Source organism: Corallococcus sp. M7 (genome assembly GCF_054512695.1).
Genome location: NZ_CM137252.1, coordinates 3,702,896 through 3,719,723 on the forward strand (window position 1 = coordinate 3,702,896; position 16,828 = coordinate 3,719,723).

A 16,828-nucleotide genomic window follows, 5' to 3' on the forward strand; every position below is an offset into this window, starting at 1 on the left:
GCGGTCAGGCCTTCGTGATGGCGCTGTCCTTGCGGCGGCTGATCAACACGCCCGTGAGGATGAGCGCCGCGCCGAGCACCTGGAACAGGGTGGGGCGCTCACCCCGGACGGCCCAGGCGGTGAGGGCGGCGACCACCGGAATGCCGGTGCCGTAGAGCGTCGTGCGGTTGGTGCCCACCTGCTGCACGCTGCGGAACCACACGAAGTACGCGAGCACCAGGGGCACCAGCGCCGAGTACACGAGCGCCACCCATCCCGCGGCGCTCACGCGCGACGCGTCCATCTCGATGACCTGCGACGCGCCGGCCAGCACGACCCCCGGGGCGCCCGTGAGCATGGTGATGGCGGTGACGCGCAGCGCGGAGATGCCCTCTCCCACGGCCCGCGTGCCCACCGTGTAGATGGCCCAGCACAGCGAGCTGCCGACAATCAGCGCATCGCCCGTCCACGTCGCCGCGCCCAGGTTCGGGCCTCGTGCGCCGACGACCAGCAGCGTGCCCACCACCGCGAGCGAGAGTCCCGCGACGACCGGGCGCCGCAGCCGTTCGATGCCCAGCGCCGCGCCCAGCGCCGCCGTCACCACCGGGCTCACCGCCGTGAGCATGCCGCTGTTGGCCGCCGTGGTCCGCGCGAGCCCTTCGATGAAGCACAGTTGATACAGCGTGTTGCCCACGAACCCCAGCGCGGTGAGCCGCAGGAATGCCTTCCACGGCATCGGCTTGTGGCCCTCCACCGCGAGCAACACCAGCCCCATCGCGAGCGCCGCGAGCCCGAAGCGCAGCGACATGAAGGCCCGCGCCGGCATGCCCTCCAGTGCGTCCTTCACCAGGGTGTAGTTCGTCCCCCAGACGACCACGACGGCGATCATCGCCAGGTCGGAGGCGGAGAGGAGACGGGCAGGCGCTGCGACCGCGGGCGACGAGGTGCTCACGGCGGCGGGGCATAGGGCGATGCGCGTCCGGATGCAACCGACGGGGCTGCAACGAGCTGTCGCCGCTTCCCTGGCAGGCGGCACACACGCGCGGTGCTCTCCCACGGGGAGGCGACACCGGGCCGACGTTTCCCCACGCCCGTGCTTGTCCGGCCGCCCGGGCCATGGCGTAAATGCCCGCCCATGGACTTCCGATATTCGGACGAGGTGCGGCGCGCGAAGGACTCCGGGCAGCCGCTGGTGGCGCTGGAGACGAGCGTCGTCGCGCAGGGTCTGCCGTACCCCGACAACCTGGCCGCCGCTCGCGCGTGCGAGGAGGCCGTGCGCCGCGCTGGCGCCGTGCCCGCTCCCATCGCACTCGTGGACGGCGAGGTGTGGATTGGCCTGGAGGACGCCACGCTGCGCCGCCTGGCCGAGGGCAAGGAGAAGCTCCTCAAGGTGGGCTCGCGCGACCTGGCCGTGGCGGTGGCCACCCGCGCAAGCGGCGGCACCACGGTGAGCGCCACGTGCGAGCTGGCCGCGGCGGCGGGCATCCGCGTCTTCTCCACCGGCGGTATCGGCGGCGTGCACCGGGGCGCCTCCGAGCACTGGGACATCTCGCAGGACATCGCGGCCCTGTCTCGCTACCCCGTCGCCGTGGTGTGCGCGGGCGCCAAGTCCGTGTTGGATCTGCCCAAGACGATGGAGCTGTTGGAGACGGCGGGCGTGCCCGTCATCGGCGTGGGCACGAACGAGCTGCCGTCCTTCTACAGCCGCGAGTCCGGCCTCTCGCTGGAGCACCGCGCGGACGACGCGGAGACCGCCGCGCGCATCGCCCACGCTCGCTTCGAGACGCTGGGGCAGGGCGGCGTGCTCTACACGGTGCCGCCTCCGGTCGAGGCCGCGCTGCCTCGCAACGACGTGGAGCTGCACATCGCGTCGGCGCTGGCGGACGCGGACCGTCAGGGCGTGCGCGGCAAGGCCGTGACGCCGTTCCTCCTGGGCGAGATGGCGAAGCGCACCGGGGGCAAGACGCTCAAGACGAACCTGGCCCTCCTGGAGAACAACGCGCGCTTCGCGGGGGCGCTGGCCGTGGCCTACGCCCGCCTCGCGAAGCGCTGAACGCCGCGGACGGCGCTTCAGGCCGTGCGGTGCTGGAACCAGGACATCAGGTCCTCCAGCGCCGCGCGGTCCACGTCGTCGAAGGTGTTCTTGTGCTCGGAGTCGATGTCGAGCACGGCGAGCAACTCGCGGTTGCGCCCGAACACCGGCACCACGATTTCAGACGCGGAGCGCCCGTCGCAGGTGATGTGGCCCGGGAACGCGTGCACGTCCGGCACCACCACCGTCTCACCCTTGGCCGCGGACGTGCCGCACACGCCCTTGCCGAAGGTGATCTCCAGGCACCCGAGCGTCCCCTGGTAGGGGCCCACGCGCAGCAGCTTCCCGGGCGTCACCACCCGGTAGAAGCCGGTCCACAGGTGGCCGAAGGCGTTGTGCAGCAGGCAGCTCATCGTCGCCATCGCGCAGATGTCGTCATCCACGCCTTCGAGGATGGCGAATGCGTGGGTCTTCAGCTCCGCGTATGCCTCGGTCTTGGGCTGACCGCGCAGATCCAGGGTGACTTCGGCCATGATGGGGTCCTCTGTCAGGAATTCCGACCCGCCCCTTCTAACAACCCCCGTGCCCGCTGGCACTCTGGAGGTCGTGTGGAACCGCTCGTCCTGGATTCGAAAACCCGCCTGCTCGTCCTCACCGGCGCTGGAGTCTCCGCGGAGAGCGGGGTGCCCACCTTCCGGGGCATGAACGGGCTGTGGGAGAACCACCCCGTGGAGGCGGTCGCGTCCCCGCAGGGCTTCGAGGCGAACCCCGGGCTCGTCTGGCGTTTCTACTCGCAGCGCCGGGCAGGGGCCGCGGACGTGAAGCCCAACCCGGGCCACGACGCGCTGGTGCGCTGGGAGCAGCACCTGGGGGACCGCTTCCTCCTGGCCACGCAGAACGTGGACGGCCTGCACACGAAGGCGGGCAGCCAGCGCGTGGTGGACATGCACGGCAACCTCTTCCGCACGAAGTGCGCGGACTGTCAGCGCGCGCCCTTCGCCGACACCACCGTGCACCCGTCGGGCACGGTGCCGAAGTGCGACAACTGCGGGGGCCGGCTGCGGCCGGACATCGTCTGGTTCGGGGAGATGCTGGACCCCAACGACCTGGCGCGCATTGGCGACTTCATCACGCGCAATGACGGCACACGGCTGGTGTTCCTGGCCGCGGGCACGTCCGGAGCGGTGTGGCCCGCGGCGGGCATCGTGGACGAGGTGCGCTCCGTGCGCGGTGACACATGGCTCGTGAACTACGAGTCCGCCGCGAACACGGAGCGCTTTCATCACTTCGTCCAGGGAATGAGCGGAGAGGTGCTGCCCACCCTGGCGAAGCTCGTCTAAGCCGTCAGGCAAGATAAATCCGCCTGTTTTGATACTCCAGGTATGCTCTGGGAATGTTATCTCCCAGCCATACCCGGAATTCCGGGGCGGATGCCTCCGTCGGCACCGAAGCGCTCGACCCGATTCTTCAGGGCGACCCGGCGGGGGCCTACGCCCTCCTGGATGAAGACACGCGTGCCCGGTACCGGGCGGCCTGTCTGGAGATGGCGCTCGCGTCGGGCAAGTCCCCCGAGCAGGTCGCGAGCGCGGCGGTCCAGTGGAGCGGGGAACGCCCGGTGGTGGATCCCCGGGACCGTCACGTGGGCGAGGTCCTGCTCTCCGCCGGGCGACGGGAGTTGGAGGTCCAGCTCGGGTGCCGGATTCCGGCGAGGACCCGCGTCGCACGCTGGATGTCGCGACACGCGGGGCCCCTCTATGTCGGCACCTTCTGCCTGCTGACGCTGCTCACGCTGGTGCAGGTGGAGCGCATGCTCGCGGCGAGCGGCGTCTTGCTCTCGCAGCGGCTGATCCTGGTGGGTCTGCTCATCCTCCCGGTCCTCGCGCTCCTCCAGGAGATCATCAACGTCGTGGTGTGGCGCCTGTGCGCGGAGCCGCCGCCGCTGCCCCGGCTGGATCCAGACCGGGTCCTCACCCCGGAGACGCGCACCCTGGTCGTCACGCCCCTGCTCGTGACGCGCCAGGAAGACATCGACGCCCAGCTCCGGCGGATGGAGCTCAACTTCCAGGGCAATGTTTCACCGGAGCTCTACTTCGCGCTGCTGACCGACTTCCCCGACGCGCAAGCGAAGGACCTGCCTGGGGAGCAGGAACTGCTGCGGCACCTGGAGCATGGCATCCAGGCCCTCAATGCGCGGCAGGGAGCTCCCAACGCGCCGCGCTTCTTCCTCCTCCACCGCGACCGCCGCTGGAATCCGGTGGCGCGCCGCTGGATGGGCTGGGAGCGCAAGCGCGGCAAGCTGGAGGAGCTCAATCGCTTGCTGCTTGGCGCGGAGGACACGAGTTACGTGGCGCCCGTGCCCCAGGTGCTGCGCTCGGTCCGCTATGTGATCACGCTGGACGCGGACACGCAGTTGCTGCCCGGCACCGCGGCGCAACTGGTCTCCGTCCTCCACCATCCGTTGAACCAGGCCCGGTTCGAGGCGGGCGGGCAGCGGGTCGTGTCTGGCTATTCGATGATCCAACCCGCGATGGAGAGCGAACCCACGAAGTCCGCGTGGAGCGCGCTGCGGGACCCGAAGATGTCCATCCTCCGCAGGAAGCGGAAGCAGCGCTCCACCTTGAGCCAGAGTGCCTTCGGCGTGGACGACTTCGTCGGGAAAGGCATCTACGACGTCAGGGCCTTCTCCCGAGCCCTGGAAGGACGCATCCCGGAGAACCTCGTCCTCAGCCACGACAAGCTGGAGGGAAAGTTCTCGCGTGTCGCATTCGCGCCCGAGATCCTGTTGTTCGAGGCACGGACGTCGGACCTCGCGAATGACGCGCGCATCTGGCACCGCTGGACTCGCGGCGACTGGCAGTTGCTGCCCTGGCTGCTGCCGTGGGTCCCGGCCCATGGAGGCCGGTGGGTGTCCAATCCACTGAGCGTCCTCGACCGGTGGAAGATCCTCGCGGACATGCGCTACAGCCTGAACCTGCCTGCGTTCCTGGTCCTGCTGACCTACGGGTGGGCGTGTGCTCCCGGTGGCGGCAGCCCCTGGGCCTGGACGCTGGGTGGCGTGTTGTATCTCTGCCGCCGCTCGATGCTCTTCTTCGTCTCGGTCGTGTCGCGCAGGCTCTGGAGCGACGCCTCCGCGCTTCAGCGCGTGCGGGCCTTCGCGGCGGGGGGCGTCCAGACCGTGCTGTTCGCCGGGATGGAGCTGGCGAGCACGCTTCCGTTGGCCGGTATCAACCTGGATGCGATCCTCCGCGCCCTCTACCGGATTGGAATCGACCGGTCCCGGAGCCTCGAGTGGACCACGCACTCCCAATCGAGCCGGGAGGTGCGCGGCCGCTCCTCGCTGATGCTCCCCGAGCTCTGGCGGGCCGCGGGGCTGGCGCTGCTCATCGCGGTCACGCTCGCCTGGATGAACCCGGGCGCGCTTCCGTGGGCGGCGCCGGTGCTCGTCTCCTGGATTCCCATGGTGTTCCTCGCCCGCGGGAGCCGGGCCCCTTCTTCCAGGACGGAGGATGGCGCGACGGAGGAGCTGCGGGCGCTGGCACGACAGTGCTGGGCGCTCCATGAGCAGCATGCCTCCCGCGCGGCGCCATCGCCGGACGGCGTCGCGGAGTTCACCCCCATCGACGCGGCGCTCGGGTTGCTGACGCCGTTGAGCGCGTATCACCTGGGCTGCCTGGAGGCGCCGGAGCTGGAGCCCAGGCTCGCGGAGGCCCTGGCCTTCATCGAGTCGCTGGAGCGCTTCCGGGGGCATCTGTACGCCCGGTATGACGCCCGGACGCGGCGGCCGCTCGACCCGGCGTCCATCTCCACCTCGGAGAGCGGGATGCTGGCCGCGGCGCTCCTGTCCATCGAGAGCGCGCTGCACGCGATGCGCCTCGCGGGCCGGGCGTCGGCGGCGTCCCTGGACGAGGGAGCCGCTGCGCGCCTGGAGGCCCTGGAGGGGCGGGCGCACGTGCTTCGGGAGGCCATGGACTTCACCTTCCTCCATGACGCGTCCAGGGCCCTGTTCCACGTCGGATACGACGTGGCGGCGCGCACTCCCTCCGACGGGCACCACGACGAGCTCGCCTCGGCGGGCCTGCTGGCGGGCTTCATCGCGGTGGCCCAGCGGCAGGTGCCCCTGCACCACTGGCGGGCGCTGCTGGAGTCGCACATGCGGGTCCGCGCTCCTGGGACAGCACGGACGCCTCCTCCGGCGGATGAGCAGCTGTCGCCATTCGTGTTCCTGGACTCGCCCCCGGCGACGCTGCTGGGAGACGCGGCACGCTCGGGCGTGGACGCGAGGCTCGAGGCGGAAGCGCCTGTCCACGTCCAGGCGCTCACGCTGCGCTTCAATGCCCGGGAGGCGGGAGCGCGCCTCCAGCGGAGCTTGAGCTCCCAGCCGGAGGTCCCGCGGCGTTCCCTGGGCATGACCCTGCTGGCGCTGACCAATGCCGCGTGCGACGACATCCTGGTCCAGCAGTTCCACGGGCATTGGCGGACCGCCTGGCTCGAGGCACTGGTGTACGAAACGAAGGAGGCGCCATGACGGCGGTGCGCAGCACGGAGACGCCGGCGGGTGTGCCCGAGCAGCAGGGACGCCTGGCCGCGCTCCGCAACATTCTTCCCGTGCTCCGCATCGTTTGGGAGGCGGGGCCCCGGACGGTGGTGGCGCACGGGGTGCTCCGCTCGCTCGCGGCGCTGTGTCCGCTGGCGGTGTTGGTCGTGGCCCGGTGGATCGTCGACGGTGTCGTGGCCACGGCCGGGGCGGGGCAGGGCATGACGCCCCGGCTCTGGGCCCTGGTCGCGCTGGAGTTCGGCCTCGCGATCCTGGGGGCGGTGCTGAACCGGGGCATCGAACACATGAACGTGGTGCTGCGTGAGCAATACACGCGGCACATCAGCCTGCGTTTGATGGACCAGGCGTCGCGGCTGGACCTGTCGACCTACGAGGATCCGGGTTTCCATGACCGGCTGGAGCGGGCGCGGGCCCAGGCCACGGATCGGCTGGTGATGGTGGCCGCCATCGCCCGCTTCCTGCAACTCGGGCTGACCACGGTGAGCCTGTGCGCGGGCATCGTGCTGTATTCGCCGTGGCTGCTCCTCAACATCGCGGTGTGCCTGGTGCCCGCCGCGCTGGGCGAGGCCTGGTTCGGGGCGCGCGGCTACGCGATGAACTTCCGGCACACGCCCAAGCGGCGCGAACTGGACTACCTGCGGCAGTTGGGGGCGAGCCGGGAGAGCGCGAAGGAGCTGAAGATCTTCGGGCTCAGCCCCTTCCTGATGCATCGCTATGACGCCGTGTCGAAGGAGCTCATGCGGGACGTCGTGGGGCTGTCGAGACGCGCGCTCTGGGGGCTCTCGCTGCTCTCGGTGGTGAGCTCGTTCGGCTACTACGGCGCCTATGCCTTCGTCATCTACCAGGCGGCGGGCGGCGTGCTGTCCGTGGGCGAGCTCACGTTCCTGGCGGGCGCGATCGCGGGAGCGAACCGGACCCTCCAGGAGCTCTCCATCACCGGAGCGGGAATCGCGGACCAGTCGCTCTACCTCCGCGACATGCTGTCTTTCTTTGCTCTCAAGCCCTCCATCCACTCCCGGCCCGACGCGCTCCCGGTGCCCCGGCCCATCCGCAAGGGCCTGGAGTTCCGCGACGTGACGTTCATCTACCCGGGCCGGCCGGAGCCCGTGCTCCAGGGCGTCAACTTCCACATCGCGCCCGGCGAGCGCATCGCGCTCATTGGCGAGAACGGCCAGGGCAAGACGACGCTCGTGAAGCTGCTGATGCGCCTCTATGAGCCGACCTCCGGGCAGATCCTCCTGGATGGCGTGGACCTCAAGAACTACCGCCTGGAGGACCTGTGGAACGAGGTGGGGGTCATCTTCCAGGACTTCGCCCGCTATGAGATGTCGGCCCGCCAGAACATCGCGGTGGGGCGCATCGAGCAGCACGAGGACGACGAGCGCATCGTGGACGCCGCCCGTAAGAGCCAGGCGGACACCGTCATCGACAAGCTGCCGGGCCGCTACGCGCAGATGCTGGGGCGGCGCTTCGACGGAGGGCTCGAGCTGTCGGGAGGCGAGTGGCAGCGCATCGCGCTCGCCCGCGCCTATCTGCGCGACGCGCAGATCCTCGTGCTGGACGAGCCCACCGCCGCGCTCGACGCGCGCGCCGAGCTGGATGTGTTCAACCGCTTCGGCGAGCTGTCCAGCGGGAAGATGGCGCTGCTCATCTCGCACCGCTTCTCCACGGTGAAGATGGCCGACCGCATCTTCGTCCTGGCGAACGGGAAGATTGTCGAAGAGGGCCACCACGAGCACCTGATGGCTGCGGGTGGGCGCTACGCGACGATGTACGAGCTTCAGGCCTCCCGCTACCGCTGAGGGGCCTTGTCGTGGATGTCATTGACCGCTTGTTGTCTCGGGGGATGGGAGCAACACCATGATCGAGCCGCGAACGCTGGATGAAACCAAGCTGGTCATCTGGGATCTCGACGACACCTTCTGGATGGGGACCCTGACGGAAGGGGGGATCCGCTACCAGCAGGAGCTTCACGACGCCGTGATCCGGCTCGCTGAGCTTGGCATCATGAGCTCCATCGCGAGCAACAACGACCATGAGACCGTCCGGGAGGTGCTGCGCCATCACGGGCTCTGGGAGTACTTCATCTTTCCCGCGATCCACTGGGGCACCAAGCCGGAGATGGTTCGCGCCATCCTCGCCAACGCCCAGCTTCGGCCGGCCAACACGCTGTTCCTGGACGACAAGCTCCGGATCCGCGAAGCCGTCGCCTCCGAGCTGCCCGAGCTCCTCGCGGTCGACACGGCAGAAGCGTTCCTCCCCGCGTTCCGCGCCTGGTCGTCGGGTCGCGTTCCTTCCGGCGCGGGAGTCGAGCGCCTCGCGCATTACAAGCTTCTGGAGTCGAAGGAGGAGGCCCGCTCCAGGTTCGTGGCCCACGGTGCGGGCTCCGCGCAGGACTTCCTCCGGGCGTCGGAGGTGGTCTGCACGGTGCAGGCCATTCCAGAGTCGATGTTTGACCGGATCCTCGAGCTCGTCTTGCGGACGAACCAGCTCAACTACACCCAGAAGCGCCTCTCCGCGAAGGCGCTGCGCGAGTTGCTTGCCCTGCCGACGGTCGAGTGTGGCGCGGTCTCCGTGCGAGACCGTTTTGGCGATTACGGCGTCTGTGGCTTCTACGTGCTGGAGCAGGCTCCAGAGCCCGTGCTGAGTCACTTCCTGTTCTCATGCCGGGTCCTCCAGATGGGAGTCGAGGAGGCCCTCTACCAGTGGCTCGGCCGTCCGCGGATCGAACCGGCCGCCGGACAGCAGGATGCGGTCGCGAACCTCGCCGCTCGCGCTCCCGGGGTGGACTGGGTGACGCTCGTCGACGCACGCGCCCAGAACCCGGAGGAGGCCGCTCGAGTCGCCGCCCCGGGCACGGAAGGCAGGTCTGGAGCCGGAGGGCGCCTGCTGCTGGTCGGCCCTTGCGAGCTGGAGATCATCGGCGCGGGTCTGGAGTCGTATGGACGGGGGCTCGTGGAGTCTTCCCTGGCCGTGACGTTCCGGGCCGACGATGGGCGGATCATCCGGCAATTCGGACATGCGTCCTGGCTGCGGCTCGCGGCGGAGCCACGTCTGGTGGAGCAGTGGGCGGAGGACCTCGAGATGCTCCCCTGGTACCACCCGACGCTCGTGGATGGCCGGATGGCGGATGGAGGGGGAAACAAGGTCGTGGTGCTTTCGTCGGTGCGCAACGCACAAGCCGCCGTCTACCGCCACGTGAGTGGTGGGTTCACGGTCCCGTTCGACTACTTCGGCACGTTGCTGGGGGGGCTGGATTTGACGAACCCTGACGACTGGGCGCGGGCGGATTTCTATTCCGCGACGACGTATGGCGTCCCCCTGTCAGAGGAATTCCTCAAGCGCTTCGCCGAGCGCTACACCTTCGGGATTGCTGAGCGCCGAGGAGTACGAGCGTTGCCTGCTGCGGATGTGTGAGCTGCTTCCCGCCGACGGCCACCTCGTGGTGCTCACCGTTCCGGACCTGTCCCGGGCGCGCGTTCCCCTCGAGTCCGCGCACGTGGCGGAGCGCTTCGGGCAATGGCAGCGCCAGCATCAAGCGGTGAATGACGCCATCGCCAGGGCAGCGAAGGCCTCCCGGGGGAAGATGGCTGTCCTGGACATCAACGCCCACGCCACCGAGGAGTTCGGTTTCCTGAACTCGAAGGAGCCCAGGCCCGAGGATGTCGAGCCCGAGCAGGTGTTCGATTGGGTCTTTCACCGCTACTACCACTTCGAGCGGCAGGTCTACGTGAACCTCGGCATGGAGCTGCTGCGCCAACTCAAGGCGTGGGGCGTGCTGTCCTTCGAGGAGGACCAGGTGAGAGAGCGGGCCATGCTCGCCGGCTGAGCCCGCCCTCTCGTATCGCCCCCCGGGCGTTCCGCGGTCCTATGGACCGCGGAGGACCGTGAGCCCCCTGTCCTCGGTGAGCACGAGCAGCATGCTCGGCGTCACGTTGGGTTCGTAGACGAGCTGCACGACGCGTTGGCCGGACACCTCCTTCACCGGAGCCAGCGTGGTGCCGTCGGCCTCCAGTCGCCAGAGGCCGGCGCCGTCGGTGCCGATGTAGAGCGCGCCGTCATCCGTGGCCTTGAGCGCGAGGATGCGGTTGGACGGCAGCCCCGCGACCTTCGACCAGTTGCCCGTGGAGCGGTTCTTCGGCGTCAGCGCCCAGACGCCGTACTCCTTGCTGCCCAGGTAGTAGCGGCCGGAGCGGACCTGTTCGAAGGCGCGCCAGTAGTCGTCGGTCGCCTGGCCGTTGAGCGCGTCGTTGAAGCTCTTGAACGACCAGGGCGTGGGGCCTTCCCAGGTGAGCTCGCGGTCCCACTCCTCCAGCTTGGGGCTGGGCACGAGCACGCCGACCATCTGCTCGTTGGCGACGAGGACGTCCCCGTTCTGCCCGATGCCCAGGCCGTGCATGTAGGGGCACTGCAGCGAGCCCCATTCCGAGCCGTTCTCGTAGAGGTACCAGCCTGGGTGGCGGTGGCTGTTGTAGACGAGCCCCTGGATGCGCGTCACACCGTGGTTGGTGGTGATGTAGAGGTCGCCGCGGTCGCGGCCGCGAGTCACGCGGGCGCAGTTGAGGACGGTGCGGTCCTCCTCGTAGTGGAAGTCATTGGTGTTGTGGATGCCCGCCTCGCGGCCCGCGTTGGACGCGCCAGTGGTCCGCCAGAGGTGCTCCTCGAGCTTGACGGTGCCGTCCGGCTGGAGGCGGACCGCGTCCAGGTCTCCCTTCCGGTATTCGGCGAAGCGCTCGGCGGAGTAGCCGGCCTCGCCCTTCCAGGGGATGTATGTGCGCTGCTCGATGCCCTCCGCGCGCTTCATCTCGTTGGCGGAGTAGCCCACGTAGGCACGTCCGGCCTCACCGCCGCAGATGACCGTGGAGTCGGTCGCGAGCGCGTCCGGACCGAATGCCTCCGCCGCCTGACCGACGTTGGAGGTCCACGTGGGCTTGGTGTCGCCCGGGCGCAGCACGCCGATGCGGCGGCCATCGAGGAGCCAGAGATTGAGCCCTTCATCGAGCCCGACGCTCCGGGGCTTTTCGACGCCGAACGTGCGTGTGTAGTCGAGCACCGCGTCCGTGGGCCAGGGCCCGGCGTCGGGCGTCTGGCCGGTGCCGGCATCGGGATCCGGCGGTGTCCCCGCGTCAGGGGTTTCGCCCGCATCGGGTGTCCCGCCATCTTCATCCGGAGGGGGCGTGCCGGCATCCGGAATGGAACCCGGAGGGGGGAGCGAGGGAACTTCGTTTCCATCGGATGGATCCGTGGTGGTTCCCTCCTGCGGATCAACTGTCGGGGAGTCGTCGCTGCAACCCGCCGACAACAAAGAGATGACCACCAACCCCGTCCCCACCACGCCTGCGCGAATACCCATTCCGTGTCTTCCTCCATGGGGGCTTCATGGCAAGACACGGGCCAGCCTGTGTTTCGCGAGCACGCTGCCCGATGAAGGCCTACTCGTCGGAGCTCGCGCGCTTCCCGACGAAGAGCCTGCGCGTATCGACTTGCGCGAGGCACCGTGCACCGCTCGCGGAGAACGCGATGGGCTTGAGGCCCACCGCATCACACAAAAGGCGCTGCGGTTCAGGCGCGCACGCCTTGAAATCACCGGGTGACTCCGTCCGGGTCGCACCTTCAATCATCACGACGGTGGGCTTGCCGTCGCGTTGGGCACGGATGCCGAGCACATCGCCCGCGAAACACAGTTGCGTGAAGCCGAAGCTGAGGTGCTCGTCGCTGTGGAGCACTTCGCGTACTTCGCCCGTGTCGACGTCGATGATGACAATGACCGAGCGATCCTTCTGTCCGTAGCCCTGGGATTGTCCGTTGACGTGTCCCGGCGTGACGAGCGCGAGCGCCAATTGCCGTGGCGTACTGGCGATGGCCGTGCAGAGCCCCGGCAGTTCGAAGACCTCGCGACCTTCAATCGCGATCGCTGAACGTCCCAGCCGCCACCACGCCGTGACAAGCCGCTCTCCCGCGAACGCACCCACGGCATGCGTCGTCGGTTCATTGAACACGCGCTCGAAGCCCCGGTACGCCGCATGCTCATTCGCACGCTCACCCACGAGTGCATGGGTGAGTCGAGCGACAAGGTGTCGCCGCTGATGGGGACTGCGCTCCTCGAGTTCGGCGATACCGAGGCCCCGCGCGGTGTGCAGAAGGAACTCGACTCCTCCGTCAGCGCCGATGGAAAGCAGCTCCGTCTCGAAGCCAGCGCGCGGGATGTATTCGCTCGGAGGCGCACGTACGCAGAACAAAGAGCGTGGAACGCCGGGTGCAAGTGCGACAGGAACCTCAAGCCAGCGAGCAACCTTTTCGACGAAGGCGGCGCCCGATGCAGAGGTCGCCGCATCGATGCTTCCGCTGGTGAGCCATACGCCCTCGTCGAGCACGTAGCGCGTGTCGAGTGGGTGCTCCTCCACCGCGAGCTTCACCCGAAGCGGAGGCTTCTTCTCGAGCGCAGGGCGCATGAAGGACAACACGCGTGCTGAGGGAATCTCGTCGCCCTCGATGAGCGTCAGCGAAACATCGCTCCAGTGCTGTCCGGCGAGCTTTTCGAGCAACTCGTCGAATCCATCGGAGGAGGAGTGCTCGAGTGCCTCCTGGACGGACGGCGGGATGCCCGGGCCTTCAATCCTGGGCTCGAGCCGGTGCTCCTCGATTTCGACGCCATGGAAGCTCGCACCGTCCATCGAGTAGCCGGACAGCATGACCTCACCGGTCGGCGTGGCCTGAGCAACCACCATCGCCGTGCCGTCATACAGAGAGACATGGAGGGCTTCGCACCCGAGCACGCGCGCGATGCGTCCCAGTCTGTGCTCGCCGGAGGCTCCGGGTTCCGCGAGCAGCTCCAACGGAGCCGTCTTGACGACGGACCACCCTCCGAGTCCTGCCCCGAGCGCGAGGGACCACCGGTCAGAGGTCGCGCCGGTTCCGTACTGCATCCGATCCCAGGTCTCGCGCTTGCGCCGCACGTAGGGCGCCGTCACGAGCCCTTCCGCGAGGCAGACATCCCGGATGGCCCGTCCCAACGAGTCGAGATCGTCCGTCCGGAAGAGCGTCACCTGTCCCCATTCACCCATGGGCGCCGTATATCGAAAGCGGGGGACGAGCGCCCTGTCAGGCGGACTCAATCCGTCGCGTCAGCGCGGCGCGTGCGCGGCCCATATGGACGTGCCTTCCAGTACCCTTCGCCAAGAGCCCCGCCATGTCCCAGGAACGCTTCACGACCAGCCGCGAGGTGTATCACCGGATCCGGTGGGACTCGCGGATCGACGCCCGCGAGTTCGTTGTCGGCTACGACGCGCACCGCGGCGCGATGGAGGAGATGCCCTTCGAGGCGTTCATCCCCGACGGCGAGATTCCTTGGCACCGCGTCTGGTACTTCAAGCGCGGGACCCAGGTGGTGTGGGACCGCAAGGCGCGCATCGACCTGCTGAGCAACACCCGGCCCGTGGAAGAGGAGCCCGCGCCACCTCCGCCTGTCACGGTGCCTGGGTTCACGCCCTTGCCCGCATGGCGGTACGACGCACGCTCGGGAGCGTGGGCCCAGGCCTCCCGTGAGCCGGGCCAGGCGCCTCCCTCCACGGCGCCGCTCACCGTCGCCACCTTCAACGTCCTCTTCGACCTGTACGACGCGCAGTTGCTGGCGACCGAGCGCAGGACCCCGGCGGCGCTCACGCTGCTCCATGAAACGGGCGCGGACGTCATCGCTCTTCAGGAAGTCACTCCCTCGTTCCTCAAAGCCCTGCTCGCGGAATCGTGGGTTCGCGAGCGGTACTGGATGTCTGACGGTCCCGGGGCGCAGACGGTAATGCCCTACGGTCAGGTGCTCCTGTCGCGCGTGCCGCTCGCCTCGGTGTGGCAGCGCGTCTTCTCCCGCGACAAGCGCATCATCACCGCCGAGCTGCATCTCTCGGGCGGCACGCTGTGGGTGGCCACGCCGCATCTGACGAGCGACCGGGACGCATCCGGAGCCTCCGCGCGCGCCGTCCAGGTCGAGGCCCTCCTCGAATGGGCCCGCGTGCTCGGTTCCACGAGTGATACCGAGGCCCCGGACCTGGTGGTGGCCGGTGACTTCAACTTCGGCGACGGCGCGCCAGAAGCGGAGTCCTTCGCTCGCGCGGGCTTCGTGGATGCGTGGTCCTCGCTGCGACCTTCGGAAGCAGGGGAGACGTTCAACCCCCGGTTGAACACCCTGGCGGCGGTCACCACCGTCTCGGGAGCGCTCCGGCGGTTGGACCGGGTGCTGGTGATGTCTCCCTCGGACCGGCTCGCTCCTGAGTCCGTGGAGCTCTTTGGCGAAGCGCCCCTGGCGGGGCCGCCTGGGCCCACCGGGCAGGCCCTCTTCGCTTCGGATCACTTCGGGCTGCGCTGCGTCCTTCGCCGTGAAGCCATCGAGTCTCGCGAGGTGCCCTCCGCGCGCTCCTCCACGGCGCTGGTCCATCACACGGCGCTGGTGCTCATCCCCCCTGAAGACGCCTGGGGCCCCATCCAGGCGCTGCGCAAGAAGCACGACGCGAAGTTCCAGCGGTGGATGCCTCACATCACGCTGCTGTATCCCTTCGTTCCGGAAGAGGACTTCGAGACGGCGGAAGCCATCCTCTTGGATGCCCTCCAAGGCGTCGAACCCTTCGACGTGACGCTCTCCGCGTTCGGCCACTTCGAACACCGAGCCAACGCGACGGCGTGGCTTCGCCCCGATGATCAGCCCTCCGTCGCACTGGCGGCCCTGCACGCGAAGCTCGTGGCGGCCCTTCCTGAATGCGCCTCGTCCGCCCACGGTGGCTTCACGCCCCATCTCTCCGTGGGCCAGCTCCCGCTCACCGCGGACATCGCTCGCACGCTCGGCGAGTGGCAGCGCGCATGGCGTCCACTGAAGTTCCACGTGGGCGAGCTCTGCCTCATCCGGAGGAAGGGGGACACGCCCTTCGAAGTCATCCGGCGCATTCACCTGACGCAGGCGCCTCGCGCAACCCCGGAGCACGAGGATGCTCCGCTGCGAGATGCACTGGCCTCCATCAACGCCGTCGAGTCTCACGAAGGACACGCCGCCAGGACCTCCGCGGTGGAGCAGTTGCGCCAGCATTGCGAACAGATTGGCGCCACGCTGCATCCCTACGGCTCCTATCTCCTGGGCACGGATGGCGCGGGCAGTGACGTGGATGCGGTCGCCATCGGACCGGCGCGCCTGTCCCGTGATGACTTCGCACAAGCGCTCCTCCAAACGCTGGCACCGGGCACGGCCCGCTACGTGGCGGATGCCGCCATCCCGCTGGTGAAGCTGTCCCTCCTGGGCGTGAGCTTCGACCTCGCCTATGCGAGCCGTCCGGAGGGCGTGCCCCCGGAGGAGCCCCTGACGTTGCTTGAACGGCACGGTGAGCAACTCGACCCCGCGGGACTCCGCGCCGTGCTGGGCCTGGCGGACACGTTGGGCCTGATGGACGCCATCGCACGTGACGCCGGACGGACCGAGCGGTTCCGCGCTCTGCTGCGCGCGGTGAAGGCCTGGGCCCGCGCCCGTGGCATCTACTCGCACGCGCTGGGCTACCTCGGAGGACTGTCGTGGACGCTGCTCGCGGCGTGGGCCTGCACCCGCGCGACCCCGGACGTCATGCGGTCCGACGCGGCGCTGCTCTCGCACTTCTTCGGCACCTTCGCCGCGTGGCCGTGGCCCCAGCCGGTGACGCTCACGGCCGAAACAGCGCGCTACCGGCCCGAAGGCAAGCGCGACCTCCTGCCCGTCATCGCGCCCGCGCTCCCGGCTCGGAACACCGCGCGCAACGTGTCGCGGTCCACCTATCGCGTCATCCGGGAGGAGCTGCTCCGTGCCCGCGAGCTCGTGGCCAAAGCCCGGGCCTCACGCCTGCCTTCCGCATGGGCGGCGCTCTTCCAGCCCCTGAGCGCCAACGAGACCCCGCCTGCCGCGCTGCGCCTGTCCGTCGAAGCACCCACCGCCGAGGACCAGGACATCGTCGCGGGTTGGATCCTCGGACACGTCACGGCCCTGGTGTACCGGCTGGAGGGCGACCGGCGCCTCTCCGTGCGTCCGCTGCAACCCGCACAGGCCGGAGGCGCGCTGCTCATTGGTCTGGACGTGCGTGAGACACGGGACGCGGCTGCGCTGGCCTGGCATCCGTCCAGTCCGCTGTTCGCGGCCGTGGAGGCCTTCCGCGCGTCGTTCCTGGAATGGACGCACCGCCCATCCGGCGCGGTGCTCCAGGTCGAATGGGTGCGTGGCCCTGACAGCGCACGGAGCGATGCACCCGGTTCGTAAAGCC

Annotated in this window: 11 protein-coding genes; 7 read left to right on the top strand and 4 right to left on the bottom strand. The window is 69.0% G+C overall.

The genetic code is table 11. The annotated features are described in order from the left end of the window. Positions 1–4 precede the first annotated feature (4 nt). Entirely contained in the window at positions 5–931 is a 927-nt protein-coding gene (locus ACX114_RS15230; RefSeq protein WP_459298774.1) for a DMT family transporter, read from the bottom strand. A 183-nt stretch (positions 932–1,114) separates the two neighbouring features. Between ACX114_RS15230 and ACX114_RS15235 the strand changes: the two genes are divergently transcribed. After that, positions 1,115–2,032 (top strand): pseudouridine-5'-phosphate glycosidase, encoded by a 918-nt coding sequence (locus tag ACX114_RS15235; RefSeq protein ID WP_459298776.1) that lies wholly within the window; start codon positions 1,115–1,117, stop codon positions 2,030–2,032. A gap of 17 nt (positions 2,033–2,049) precedes the next feature. Here ACX114_RS15235 and ACX114_RS15240 read toward each other — a convergent pair whose 3' ends face one another. Then, positions 2,050–2,544: a GAF domain-containing protein gene (locus ACX114_RS15240; protein WP_459298778.1), complete on the bottom strand. Its 495-nt coding sequence runs from the start codon at positions 2,542–2,544 to the stop codon at positions 2,050–2,052. A 75-nt stretch (positions 2,545–2,619) separates the two neighbouring features. Here ACX114_RS15240 and ACX114_RS15245 point away from each other — a divergent pair, with 75 nt between their 5' ends. From ACX114_RS15245 to ACX114_RS15265, 5 genes are read left to right on the top strand one after another with little or no spacing between them, the layout of a single operon-like run. Continuing rightward, the gene (locus ACX114_RS15245) at positions 2,620–3,351 is read left to right on the top strand and encodes an SIR2 family NAD-dependent protein deacylase (protein WP_459298780.1); all 732 of its coding nucleotides are present in this window, start codon (positions 2,620–2,622) and stop codon (positions 3,349–3,351) included. Between the two features lie 53 nt (positions 3,352–3,404). Beyond that, positions 3,405–6,536 carry a hypothetical protein gene (locus ACX114_RS15250; protein WP_459298782.1) on the top strand — a complete coding sequence of 1,044 codons (3,132 nt, stop codon included), beginning with the start codon at positions 3,405–3,407 and terminating at the stop codon, positions 6,534–6,536. Then, positions 6,533–8,368, top strand: a complete 1,836-nt coding sequence (locus ACX114_RS15255; RefSeq protein ID WP_459298784.1) for an ABC transporter ATP-binding protein — start codon at positions 6,533–6,535, stop codon at positions 8,366–8,368. Before ACX114_RS15250 ends, ACX114_RS15255 begins: the two co-directional genes overlap by 4 nt. A 58-nt stretch (positions 8,369–8,426) precedes the next feature. Further along, entirely contained in the window at positions 8,427–9,983 is a 1,557-nt protein-coding gene (locus ACX114_RS15260) for a hypothetical protein (protein WP_459298786.1), read from the top strand. After that, positions 9,976–10,395, top strand: a complete 420-nt coding sequence (locus ACX114_RS15265; RefSeq protein ID WP_459298788.1) for a hypothetical protein — start codon at positions 9,976–9,978, stop codon at positions 10,393–10,395. Before ACX114_RS15260 ends, ACX114_RS15265 begins: the two co-directional genes overlap by 8 nt. Before the next feature lie 39 nt (positions 10,396–10,434). Here ACX114_RS15265 and ACX114_RS15270 read toward each other — a convergent pair whose 3' ends face one another. Both ACX114_RS15270 and ACX114_RS15275 read right to left on the bottom strand, forming a co-directional pair. Beyond that, positions 10,435–11,919, bottom strand: coding sequence for a two-component regulator propeller domain-containing protein (locus ACX114_RS15270; protein WP_459298790.1), 1,485 nt, complete (start codon positions 11,917–11,919; stop codon positions 10,435–10,437). Between the two features lie 79 nt (positions 11,920–11,998). Then, on the bottom strand, positions 11,999–13,630 hold the full coding sequence (locus ACX114_RS15275) for a hypothetical protein (protein ID WP_459298792.1): 1,632 nt from the start codon (positions 13,628–13,630) through the stop codon (positions 11,999–12,001). Positions 13,631–13,755: 125 nt separating this feature from the next. Between ACX114_RS15275 and ACX114_RS15280 the strand changes: the two genes are divergently transcribed. Beyond that, a complete protein-coding gene (locus ACX114_RS15280; RefSeq protein ID WP_459298794.1) occupies positions 13,756–16,824 on the top strand; it encodes a poly(A) polymerase in 3,069 nt (1,022 codons plus the stop codon). Positions 16,825–16,828 lie beyond the last annotated feature (4 nt).